Below are 12,656 nucleotides of genomic sequence, written 5' to 3' on the forward strand. Positions count from 1 at the left end.
CTCCTTAAAAAGGAGGGCTGTTCAGTCAGTTACATTGCTGTATCACTTACTCTTTGCTGCCACCGAAGCCCGCGTTCAGAAGCTCAGCTAAGTTAGCTGTTGCTTCATCAGCGCTGACCGGCTGTGGTGCTGCATCGGCAGTTTCTGCCAGATGACGGCGGCGGATACGATCCTGGTGGTACGCGAAACCGGTACCGGCCGGGATCAGGCGACCCACAATGACGTTCTCTTTCAGACCGCGCAGTTCGTCGCGTTTACCCGCAACGGCCGCCTCGGTCAGAACGCGGGTGGTCTCCTGGAACGATGCCGCAGAGATAAAGGACTCTGTTGCCAGAGACGCTTTGGTGATACCCAGCAGATCACGTTCGAAGGTTGCAGGAATTTTACCTTCCTGCTCCAGCAGACGGTTTGCCACTTTCACGCGTGCATATTCAACCTGCTCACCTTCGAGGAACTCAGAGCTTCCCGCAGAGGTGATGGTGACTTTACGCAGCATCTGACGAACGATAACTTCGATGTGTTTATCGTTAATCTTAACGCCCTGTAAGCGGTAAACTTCCTGGACTTCGTTCGCGATATAACGGGCAACCGCATTCACGCCGCGCAGACGCAGGATATCGTGCGGTGATTCCGGACCATCGGATACGACGTCACCACGTTCAACCATTTCGCCTTCGAACACGTTGAGCTGACGCCATTTCGGAATCATCTCTTCATACGGATCGCTGCCGTCGATTGGTGTGATCACCAGACGACGCTTACCTTTGGTCTCTTTACCGAACGAGATGATACCGCTGATTTCAGCCAGGATCGCAGGCTCTTTCGGACGACGCGCTTCGAACAGATCCGCAACGCGCGGCAGACCACCGGTAATATCCTTGGTACCGACAGATTCCTGCGGGATACGTGCCAGCGTGTCACCGGCGTTGATGGTAACACCATCATCCAGCTGAACAATCGCTTTACCCGGCAGGAAGTAAGCGGCAGGCATATCCGTGTTCGGGATCAGAACATCGTTACCCTGTGCATCAACAATTTTCAGTGCCGGACGCATTTCTTTCGCACTGGTGGTACGTTCTGCAGAATCCAGAACAACCAGTGAGGACAGACCGGTTAATTCATCAGTCTGACGGGTGATGGTCTGACCATCGTGCATATCTGTGAAGCGGATAACACCGGATACTTCACTGACGACCGGCATGGTATGCGGATCCCAGTTAGCGACCGTTTCACCGCCGTTGACGGCTTCACCGTCACCTTTGGAAAGCTGAGCACCGTAAGGCACTTTATAGCTTTCTTTGGTACGGCCGAATTCATCGATCAGACGCAGTTCAGTGTTACGTGAAGTCACCACCAGTTTACCGGCAGTGTTACCGATAAGCTTCGCGTTGAACAGTTTCACTGTACCTTTGTTACGGACCTGAATGCTCGATTCCGCAGCAGCACGGGATGCCGCACCACCGATGTGGAACGTACGCATCGTCAGCTGTGTACCCGGTTCACCGATTGACTGTGCCGCGATAACACCCACCGCCTCACCGGCGTTGATGATGTGACCACGCGCCAGGTCACGACCGTAGCATTTCGCACAGACACCGAAGTCAGTTTCACAACTTACAACGGAACGTACTTTCACGCTGTCGACAGAGTTTTCTTCTAACAGGTCACACTGTTTTTCGTGCAGCAGGGTGTTACGCGGGATAAGAATATCCGCAGTACCCGGCTTCAGAATGTCTTCAGCAGCCACACGGCCTAATACGCGGTCACGCAGAGGTTCTTTAACATCACCACCCTCGATAACCGGGGTCATGACGATACCTTCGTGCGTACCACAGTCATCTTCAGTGATGACGAGGTCTTGTGCCACGTCAACCAGACGACGGGTCAGGTAACCGGAGTTTGCTGTTTTCAGTGCGGTATCCGCCAGACCTTTACGCGCACCGTGGGTTGAGATGAAGTACTGGAGTACGTCAAGACCTTCACGGAAGTTCGCGGTGATTGGCGTTTCGATGATGGAACCATCCGGTTTCGCCATCAGACCACGCATACCGGCCAGCTGACGAATCTGTGCGGCAGAACCACGCGCACCGGAGTCGGCCATCATAAAGATACTGTTGAAAGAAACCTGCTGTTCTTCTTCGCCGTCACGGTTAACCACGGTTTCAACAGACAGGTTTTCCATCATCGCCTTGGCAACACGTTCGTTGGCTGCGGCCCAGATATCGATAACTTTGTTATAACGTTCGCCGGCGGTAACCAGACCAGACTGGAACTGCTCCTGGATTTCGGCCACTTCCGCTTCCGCTTCCGCGATGATCCCGGCTTTTTTCTCCGGAATAACCATGTCATCGATACCAACAGATGCACCTGAACGGGCAGCGTAGGCAAAACCGGTGTACATGATCTGGTCAGCAAAGATAACGGTCGGCTTCAGACCCAGAATACGGTAACAGGTGTTCAGCATTTTGGAGATTGCTTTTTTACCCAGCGGCTGGTTAACCAGTGAGTAAGGCAGACCACGCGGAACGATACGCCATAAGATGGCACGGCCGACAGTGGTATCAATCATGCTGGTACGCTTGGTGACATTACCTTCGCCGTCTTTCACTTCTTCAGTGATACGGACTTTCACACGGGCATGCAGAGACGCATGACCGGCGCGGTATACACGCTCAGCTTCGGTTGAACCGTTCAGTACCATGCCTTCGCCTTTGGCGTTAACACAGTCACGGGTCATGTAGTACAGGCCCAGAACAACGTCCTGAGAAGGTACGATAATCGGATCGCCGCTTGCCGGTGACAGGATGTTGTTGGTGGACATCATCAGGGCACGGGCTTCGAGCTGCGCTTCCAGGGTCAGAGGGACGTGAACCGCCATCTGGTCACCATCGAAGTCGGCGTTATATGCCGCACAAACGAGCGGGTGCAGCTGGATAGCTTTACCTTCGATAAGGATAGGTTCAAACGCCTGAATACCCAGACGGTGAAGTGTCGGTGCACGGTTCAGGAGAACCGGGTGCTCACGGATAACTTCATCCAGGATATCCCATACGACCGCTTCTTCGCGCTCAACCATTTTCTTGGCAGCTTTGATGGTGGTAGCAAGACCACGCAGTTCCAGCTTACCGTAGATGAACGGTTTGAACAGTTCCAGTGCCATTTTCTTAGGCAGACCGCACTGATGCAGACGCAGGTACGGACCTACGGTGATAACAGAACGACCGGAATAGTCAACACGCTTACCGAGCAGGTTCTGACGGAAACGACCCTGTTTACCTTTGATCATGTCTGCCAGCGATTTCAGCGGACGCTTGTTAGAGCCGGTAATTGCACGACCACGACGGCCGTTATCCAGCAGCGCATCCACGGCTTCCTGCAGCATACGTTTTTCGTTACGTACGATGATGTCAGGTGCAGCCAGATCCAGCAGGCGTTTCAGACGGTTGTTACGGTTGATCACACGACGGTACAGATCGTTCAGATCTGATGTCGCAAAACGACCACCATCGAGCGGAACTAACGGACGCAGATCCGGTGGTAACACCGGCAGCACTGTCAGGATCATCCACTCCGGTTTGTTACCGGACTGAATGAACGCTTCCAGCAGCTTGATACGCTTGGTCAGTTTCTTACGTTTGGTTTCTGAATTGGTTTCATTCAGTTCTTCGCGCAGGTTTTCGACTTCCTGTTCCAGATCCATTGCTTTCAGCAATGCCTGGATGGCTTCCGCACCCATTTTCGCGTCGAACTCATCACCGAACTCTTCCAGAGCGTCGAGATACTGTTCTTCTGTCAGGATCTGGCTGCGTTCCAGGCTGGTCATCCCGCCTTCAACAACAACATAAGATTCAAAGTACAGAACACGTTCGATATCACGCAGCGGCATATCCAGCAGCAGGCCGATACGGGACGGCAGTGATTTCAGGAACCAGATGTGTGCGGTCGGTGATGCCAGTTCGATGTGACCCATGCGCTCACGGCGCACTTTAGTCTGAGTCACTTCAACACCACACTTCTCACAAATCACACCACGGTGTTTCAGACGTTTGTACTTACCGCACAAACATTCGTAATCTTTTACCGGCCCGAAGATACGCGCACAGAAAAGCCCGTCACGCTCAGGTTTGAACGTACGGTAGTTAATGGTTTCCGGCTTTTTCACTTCACCAAATGACCATGAACGAATCATGTCAGGTGAGGCCAGACCAATTTTGATCGCATCAAACTCTTCGGTCTTGGTTTGCGCTTTCAGAAACTTTAATAAGTCTTTCACGAAATGGCTCCTGTCGGAGTTAGACCTGTGAGACAAACGGTCGTCTGTTTGTCCCTTAAACCAGATTTACTGGTGCTGCCCGTGTACCACGGGCAGCCACAACGGTAATTACTCGTCTTCCAGCTCGATATTGATACCGAGGGAACGGATTTCTTTCAGCAATACGTTGAAAGATTCCGGCATTCCCGGCTCCATCTGATGACTGCCGTCAACGATGTTTTTGTACATCTTCGTACGACCGTTAACGTCATCCGATTTCACCGTCAGCATCTCCTGGAGGGTGTAAGCGGCACCGTATGCTTCCAGTGCCCACACTTCCATCTCCCCGAAGCGCTGACCACCGAACTGCGCCTTACCACCCAGCGGCTGCTGGGTAACCAGGCTGTAAGAACCGGTAGAACGCGCATGCATCTTGTCATCAACCAGGTGGTTCAGTTTCAGCATATACATATAGCCGACGGTAACCTGACGCTCGAACTGCTCGCCGGTACGACCATCAAACAGTGTGATCTGACCAGAAGTCGGTAAGCCACCCAGAGTCAGTAATGCTTTGATTTCCTGCTCTTTTGCACCATCGAATACCGGTGTTGCTGTCGGCATACCTTTTTTCAGGTTGTTCGCCAGACGCAGAACTTCTTCATCACTGAAGGTGTTCAGATCCACTTTCTGACGCGGGTCATTACCCAGGTCATAGGCTTTCTGGATGAATTCGCGTAATTTCGCGATTTCCTGCTGCTCTTTGATCATCTGGTTGATTTTGTCACCGATGCCTTTCGCAGCCATACCCAGGTGGGTTTCCAGAATCTGACCGATGTTCATACGCGATGGTACGCCCAGCGGGTTCAGTACGATGTCAACAGGGTTACCTTTTTCATCGTATGGCATATCTTCGATAGGGTTAATTTTTGAGATAACCCCTTTGTTACCGTGACGACCCGCCATTTTATCACCAGGCTGGATCTGACGTTTAACAGCCAGATACACTTTAACGATTTTCAGCACGCCCGGTGCCAGATCATCGCCCTGGGTGATTTTGCGGCGTTTCGCTTCCAGTTTCTTGGCGAACTCAGATTTCAGTTCGTCATACTGCTCGGCCAGCTGTTCTAACTGATTCTGTTTTTCTTCATCAGTCAGAGCCAGTTCCAGCCAGCGCTCGCGCGGCAGTTTGTCCAGTTTGTCCGCTTCCATACCGCCGTTGATCAGAACAGAACGGATACGGCTGAACAGACCGGCTTCCAGAATCTGGAGCTCTTCGGTCAGGTCTTTCTTCGCGTCACGCAGCTGCATCTCTTCGATTTCGAGAGCACGCTTGTCTTTTTCCACGCCATCGCGGGTAAAGACCTGGACGTCGATAACCGTACCGGAAACACCGTTCGGTACGCGCAGAGATGAATCTTTCACGTCTGACGCTTTTTCACCGAAGATAGCACGCAGCAGTTTCTCTTCCGGGGTTAACTGTGTTTCACCTTTCGGTGTCACTTTACCGACCAGAATGTCGCCGCCTTTCACTTCCGCACCGATATACACGATACCGGATTCATCCAGTTTGGAGAGAGCAGCTTCACCCACGTTAGGGATGTCGGCGGTGATCTCTTCCGGCCCCAGTTTGGTGTCACGGGACACACAAGCCAGTTCCTGGATGTGGATAGTGGTGAAACGGTCTTCCTGAACCACACGCTCGGACACGAGGATGGAGTCTTCGAAGTTGTAACCGTTCCATGGCATAAATGCCACGCGCATGTTCTGACCCAGTGCCAGTTCGCCGAGGTCAGTTGACGGACCATCAGCCAGCACGTCACCGCGTTCAACCGGCTCGCCCAGCGATACACAAGGAGTCTGGTTGATACAGGTGTTCTGGTTAGAACGGGTATATTTGGTCAGGCTGTAGATGTCGATGCCCGCTTCGCCGGCATACATTTCATCTTCATTTACCTTGATAACGATACGTGATGCGTCAACGTACTGAACAGTACCGCCGCGTCTGGCTACGGCTGTAACACCGGAGTCAACCGCTACCGCACGTTCCATACCGGTACCAACCAGCGGCTTGTCAGCGCGCAGAGTCGGAACCGCCTGACGTTGCATGTTCGCACCCATCAATGCACGGTTGGCGTCATCGTGTTCCAGGAACGGGATCAGGGATGCACCGACAGAAACCACCTGCTGGGTGGAAACGTCCATATACTGAACCTGATCACGGCTGAATAAGCTGGATTCACCTTTGTTACGGCAGGTAATCAGTTCATCAACGAAGTGACCTTCGTCATCTAACACGGTGTTTGCCTGTGCAATGATGAAGTTACCTTCTTCGATTGCAGACAGATAATGAATTTCATCGGTAACAACATCGTCACGCACTAAACGGTACGGGGTTTCCAGGAAACCATATTCGTTAGTCTGTGCATAAACAGATAAGGAGTTGATCAGACCGATGTTCGGACCTTCAGGGGTCTCGATAGGACATACGCGACCGTAGTGAGTCGGGTGAACGTCTCGTACTTCGAAGCCGGCACGCTCACGGGTCAGACCGCCCGGGCCTAATGCTGAGATACGGCGTTTGTGCGTAATTTCTGACAGCGGGTTGTTCTGGTCCATAAACTGGGACAGCTGGCTGGAACCGAAGAACTCTTTAACCGCAGCAGAAATCGGCTTGGCGTTAATCATATCCTGAGGCATCAGGTTATCCAGATCACCCAGTGACAGACGCTCTTTCACCGCACGCTCAACACGGACCAGACCGACACGGAACTGGTTCTCTGCCATTTCACCGACAGAACGGATACGACGGTTACCTAAGTGGTCGATATCATCCACTTCACCGCGGCCGTTACGGATGTCGATCAGTTTCTTCATGACATCAGTAATGTCCTGCTGGCTCAGGATCCCGGTACCGTCAGAGTCATCACGACCCAGTGAACGGTTGAACTTCATGCGGCCGACCGCAGACAGATCATAACGATCTTCAGAGAAGAACAGGTTCTCGAACAGGTTTTCAGCAGCTTCGCGGGTTGGCGGCTCACCAGGGCGCATCATGCGGTAGATTTCTACCAGTGCGCTTAAACGATCGTTGGTCGGATCCACACGCAGGGTTTCTGACATGTAGGCGCCGTGATCCAGGTCGTTGGTGAACAGGGTTTCAATGGTTTTGTGACCGGACTGGCTCAGACGCGCCAGCAGATCCAGTGACATTTCCATGTTCGCCGCACAGATTAATTCGCCGGTCGCTTCATCGATGTAATCACGCGCAACCACTTTACCTGCGATATATTCAACAGGCACTTCAATCTGGTTAACTTCGTCTTTTTCCAGCTGGCGGATATGACGGGCAGTGATACGACGACCTTTCTCAACATAAACTTTACCGTTCGCTTCGATATCGAAGGATGCGGTTTCACCACGCAGACGCTCAGGAATGAGGGTCATGGTCAGTTTATTGTTGCGGATTTCAAAGGTGGTTTTTTCGAAGAACAGGTTCAGAATGTCTTCGGTGCTGAAATTCATCGCACGCAGAATGATCGATGCCGGTAATTTACGGCGGCGGTCAATACGGACAAATAAGTTGTCTTTCGGATCGAATTCGAAATCCAGCCATGAACCACGGTAAGGAATGATACGTGCGTTATACAGCACTTTACCGGAAGAGTGCGTTTTACCTTTGTCACTGTCAAAGAACACGCCCGGGCTGCGGTGTAACTGAGAAACGATAACACGCTCAGTACCGTTGATAACGAACGTTCCGTTTTCAGTCATGAGCGGAATCTCGCCCATGTAAACTTCCTGTTCTTTAATATCTTTAACTGTGCCTTCCGGTGCTTCACGCTCGTAAACAACCAGGCGCAGTTTTACGCGCAGCGGTGCGGAAAAGGTTACGCCGCGGATCTGACATTCTTTAACGTCAAATACCGGCTCACCCAGACGGAAACTGACATATTGCAGTTCAGCATTACCACTGTAGCTCTGAATCGGGAAAACGGAACGGAACGCGGCTTCCAGGCCGTTCTGACCGTCCGGATCGAGTTCAATGAATTTCTGGAATGAATCCAGCTGGATAGAAAGGAGATACGGTACATCCAGCACTTGCGGACGTTTACCAAAATCCTTACGAATACGTTTCTTCTCGGTATAGGAGTAAACCATAGGGTTCCTCAGCTCGCTTGATCAGTGACCCGGCCTGCCCGTATCGGACGGACAGTCGCTACAACTATCTAATTTGGACAGAAAATTGAACATTTTCTGTTAATACCCATTGCTATTACTCTTAAATCATTTCATTGCGCTGCTGACTACCGAGCTACCCGAGCGAATCGCAGTCATAAACACAGTATATTAAGTCGTCAATAGCAAAAAGTATTCGGAGAGTTTGCGGGTGTCAGATAACACAACTGTTACCCCGAAAACACACGCATGCGCATTAGCGCAAAAAGGCTGGTGACCAATAAGTCACCAGCCATCAGCCATTTTCAGGCTGCTACTGCAAAAAGTGGCTTATTTAACTTCAACTTCCGCGCCAGCTTCTTCCAGAGATTTTTTCAGAGTTTCAGCTTCATCTTTGCTCACACCTTCTTTCAGTGCAGCAGGTGCGCTTTCAACTAAGTCTTTAGCTTCTTTCAGGCCCAGACCAGTTGCGCCGCGAACAGCTTTGATTACTGCAACTTTGTTAGCGCCTGCAGCTTTCAGAATAACGTCGAACTCAGTTTTCTCTTCAGCAGCTTCAGCAGGGCCCGCAGCAACTGCTACAGCAGCAGCAGCAGAAACGCCGAATTTTTCTTCCATCATGGTGATCAGTTCAACAACGTCCATTACAGACATTTCAGCAACTGCGTCCAGGATTTGTTCTTTAGTGATAGACATACGATATGTTCCTAAAATTCAGAATAAGTTTATACGTTAAAAAGCAACGAAGAAAAGAAAGGGCAATTAAGCAGCTTCTTTCTGATCGCGTAACGCTGCCAGAGTGCGAACCAGTTTGCCTGCAGAGGCTTCTTTCATGGTTGCCATCAGGCGCGCGATTGCTTCTTCGTAAGTCGGGAGTGTTGCTAAGCGATCGATATCTTTCGCTGCAATTAACTCACCTTCAAAGGCTGCGGCTTTAATCTCGAATGCAGGGTTCGCTTTCGCGAATTCTTTGAACAGACGAGCAGCAGCGCCCGGGTGTTCATGAGAAAATGCAATCAAGGTAGGACCGACGAATACGTCTTTCAGGCACTCAGAAGAGGTACCTTCAACAGCACGACGCAGCAGGGTGTTACGTACTACACGTACAGTAACGCCAGCTTCACGACATGCTTTACGCAGACCGGTCATTTTATCTACAGTCACACCACGGGAATCCGCGACAACTGCAGACAGCGCACCTTTGGCAACTTCGCTGACTTCAGCAACAATCGCTTGTTTGTCTTGAAGATTTAATGCCATTAGCTTCTTGCTCCTGGTTTAGCCGGGTAATACAACCCCGGAACTCACTTCACTCAGCACCGGAAGGTGGAGAGCGCTAAAACACGGTGAGCAGAATACTCGAATAAAATTCTTGTGGCTCTGTCACCGTCTACGCAGGAAAATTAAGTAATCACTTACACCTGCGGTCTTGGACGGGGCCCGGAAAAGGCCGGGCTCCAACCGAAATTCTGGGCTGTGCCTGATTCCGTGATAATTTCACTAAATCAAATACAGCAAACATTGGGCGTCAGATTCTACAGAAACCTGACCCCAATGTAAAGCGCTTACTATCCGCAGATATTAAGCAGCAGCAGTCAGACCAGACTGGTCGATTGCAACACCCGCACCCATGGTGGTAGACAGGCTGACTTTCTTGATGTACACGCCTTTCGCTGAAGATGGTTTTGCTTTTTTCAGCGCAACCAGCAGAGCTTCCAGGTTTTCTTTCAGTTTATCAGTGTCGAAATCTACTTTACCGATAGTGGTGTGGATGATCCCGTTTTTGTCGTTACGGTAACGAACCTGACCGGCTTTAGCGTTGTTCACAGCTTCAGCAACGTTAGGCGTTACAGTACCTACTTTCGGGTTTGGCATCAGGCCGCGCGGGCCTAAGATCTGACCTAATTGGCCAACAACGCGCATTGCATCCGGAGATGCGATAACAACGTCGAAGTCCATTTCGCCGGCTTTGATTTTGTCAGCCAAGTCTTCCATACCAACCAGTTCTGCGCCGGCAGCTTTAGCAGCTTCAGCGTTAGCGCCCTGTGCGAACACAGCGACACGGACAGAACGACCGGTACCGTTTGGCAGTACAGTTGCACCGCGAACGTTTTGATCAGATTTACGTGCATCGATACCCAGGTTAACGGCAACGTCAACGCTTTCAACGAATTTAGCAGTCGCTAATTCTTTCAGCAGGGCTACGGCTTCATTGATGTCGTACAGTTTGGTCGCATCAACTTTTTCACGGATATTGCGCATGCGCTTGGTCAGTTTAGCCATCGATTAACCCTCCACTACCAGGCCCATGGAACGAGCAGTACCTTCGATAGAACGCATCATAGCTTCTACATCGGCACCAGTCATATCCGCTGCTTTAGTCTCAGCAATCTCACGAACCTGAGCAGAAGTAATTTTACCTACTTTCTCTTTGTTCGGTTTGCCGGAACCAGATTTCAGACCTGCAGCTTTCTTCAGTAAAACTGCCGCTGGCGGAGTTTTAGTGATGAAAGTGAAAGAACGGTCAGCATAAACGGTGATAACAACCGGGATTGGTAAACCTTTTTCCATGCTGTCTGTTTTGGCGTTAAACGCTTTACAGAATTCCATGATGTTCACACCCTGCTGACCCAGTGCAGGACCAACCGGCGGACTTGGGTTTGCCATACCAGCTGCAACCTGCAGTTTGATATAGGCTTGTACTTTCTTAGCCATTTAAAAAATCCTCAATATGGGTAATAGCGCCGGTTATCCCGGCTCCCCTATGAATACAGGCCCGCGTAAAAAACGCGAACCCCTGAAAAACAAAAGGCGCGAAATTGTAGATAAATTTCCCGCCCTTTGCAAGCCCGGAAAAAAAACCGTTACGGTTTTTCGACCTGACTGAAATCCAGTTCGACCGGTGTTGCACGACCAAAAATAGAGACTGATACCTTCAGGCGGCTCTTCTCGTAGTCGACTTCTTCAACAACACCATTAAAGTCTGCAAACGGACCATCGGAAACACGGACCATTTCGCCCGGTTCGAACAGCGTTTTCGGACGCGGCTTATCACCCACCTGCTGCAGGCGGTTCATAATCGCATCAACTTCTTTATCGCTGATCGGTGCAGGACGATCGGATGTTCCGCCGATGAATCCCATTACACGCGGTACGTTACGCACCAGATGCCAGGATGCATCGTTCATCACCATCTGGACCAGGACATAGCCCGGGAAGAATTTGCGCTCACTTTTGCGGCGCTGACCGCTGCGGATCTCGACGACTTCTTCCGTTGGCACCATGACTTCGCCAAATGAATCTTCCATCCCGTTGATTTTGATATGTTCACGCAGAGACTGCGCAACCCGGCTCTCGAATCCGGAGAAAGCCTGGATGACATACCAACGTTTTTTAGGAGAATCCGACATCTTTAGAACCTCAGAAGGATGTTATATAGGAAACAAGACGGACAAGGATACCATCAAGGCCCCATAACACTAACGACATAACCGCTGTGACTGCCGCAACGATCAGTGTTGTATGCAGTGTTTCCTGACGTGTAGGCCAGATCACTTTACGCATTTCAACCCGTGCTTCGCGGGCAAAAGTCAGTGTCGCTCTGCCTTTCGTTGTCCACAGTGCAATACCACCGGCTAATGCGATGACGACAACAACTGCCAGCGCACGCAGCGCAAGATTAAATTCGCGGAAGTAGTAGTTCCCGCCGATGGCGGCGATCAGCAGAACTGCGACCACTAACCATTTGGCAATGTCAGCACCACGGCCGTTTTGTTGAGCTTCGCTATTCGCACTCATAAACCAACCTGTAACCATGAAATAAAAAAGTCAGCCGGACTGCCTCGCTGTTGCAAAACAAATCAGACCAAAATTAGGGACAGATGCAATTGTATCTGACTTGGCGTCATAATCCAGCATGAGTTTCGTATTCTTCGAGATACTCACCATTCGTTGCGTGAGAGCCTATCTCACCAGTAGTTGATGATCAACTAGTGATGAGATAGGTTCTTCATAAAACAACGCAGAAAAAGGGCATCAAATGATGCCCTTTTTAGGATTATTACATCCGTAATTAACCCATTACTTTCGCTACAACACCCGCGCCAACGGTACGACCGCCTTCACGGATTGCGAAACGCAGACCATCGTCCATCGCGATTGGGTGGATCAGGGTGACGATCATTTTGATGTTGTCGCCCGGCATTACCATTTCAACGCCTTCCGGCAG

The 12,656-nt window shown here is 50.8% G+C and carries 8 protein-coding genes and 1 pseudogene; all 9 read right to left on the reverse strand.

The window, feature by feature from the left end; genetic code table 11:
- Positions 1–46: 46 nt before the first annotated feature.
- A complete protein-coding gene (rpoC, locus tag ACF8OF_RS00865) occupies positions 47–4,273 on the reverse strand; it encodes a DNA-directed RNA polymerase subunit beta' (protein WP_025154588.1) in 4,227 nt (1,408 codons plus the stop codon).
- Between the two features lie 108 nt (positions 4,274–4,381).
- The gene (rpoB, locus tag ACF8OF_RS00870; RefSeq protein WP_279800449.1) at positions 4,382–8,410 is read right to left on the reverse strand and encodes a DNA-directed RNA polymerase subunit beta; all 4,029 of its coding nucleotides are present in this window, start codon (positions 8,408–8,410) and stop codon (positions 4,382–4,384) included.
- Positions 8,411–8,758: 348 nt separating this feature from the next.
- A complete protein-coding gene (gene rplL / locus ACF8OF_RS00875; protein ID WP_004242306.1) occupies positions 8,759–9,124 on the reverse strand; it encodes a 50S ribosomal protein L7/L12 in 366 nt (121 codons plus the stop codon).
- Between the two features lie 66 nt (positions 9,125–9,190).
- Complete coding sequence (rplJ, locus tag ACF8OF_RS00880; protein WP_004242307.1) at positions 9,191–9,688, reverse strand: 50S ribosomal protein L10; 498 nt, start codon at positions 9,686–9,688, stop codon at positions 9,191–9,193.
- A gap of 321 nt (positions 9,689–10,009) precedes the next feature.
- On the reverse strand, positions 10,010–10,711 hold the full coding sequence (gene rplA / locus ACF8OF_RS00885) for a 50S ribosomal protein L1 (RefSeq protein ID WP_025154590.1): 702 nt from the start codon (positions 10,709–10,711) through the stop codon (positions 10,010–10,012).
- Positions 10,712–10,714: 3 nt separating this feature from the next.
- Positions 10,715–11,143 carry a 50S ribosomal protein L11 gene (gene rplK, locus ACF8OF_RS00890; protein ID WP_004238484.1) on the reverse strand — a complete coding sequence of 143 codons (429 nt, stop codon included), beginning with the start codon at positions 11,141–11,143 and terminating at the stop codon, positions 10,715–10,717.
- A 149-nt stretch (positions 11,144–11,292) separates the two neighbouring features.
- Positions 11,293–11,838, reverse strand: coding sequence for a transcription termination/antitermination protein NusG (gene nusG, locus ACF8OF_RS00895; RefSeq protein ID WP_025154591.1), 546 nt, complete (start codon positions 11,836–11,838; stop codon positions 11,293–11,295).
- A gap of 10 nt (positions 11,839–11,848) precedes the next feature.
- The gene (gene secE / locus ACF8OF_RS00900) at positions 11,849–12,226 is read right to left on the reverse strand and encodes a preprotein translocase subunit SecE (RefSeq protein WP_025154592.1); all 378 of its coding nucleotides are present in this window, start codon (positions 12,224–12,226) and stop codon (positions 11,849–11,851) included.
- 274 nt (positions 12,227–12,500) lie between these two features.
- A pseudogene (gene tuf, locus ACF8OF_RS00905) lies at positions 12,501–12,656 on the reverse strand (elongation factor Tu); the annotation flags it as partial.

This window comes from Morganella sp. TYF_1, from assembly GCF_043105645.1.
Lineage (GTDB): Bacteria > Pseudomonadota > Gammaproteobacteria > Enterobacterales > Enterobacteriaceae > Morganella > Morganella morganii_B.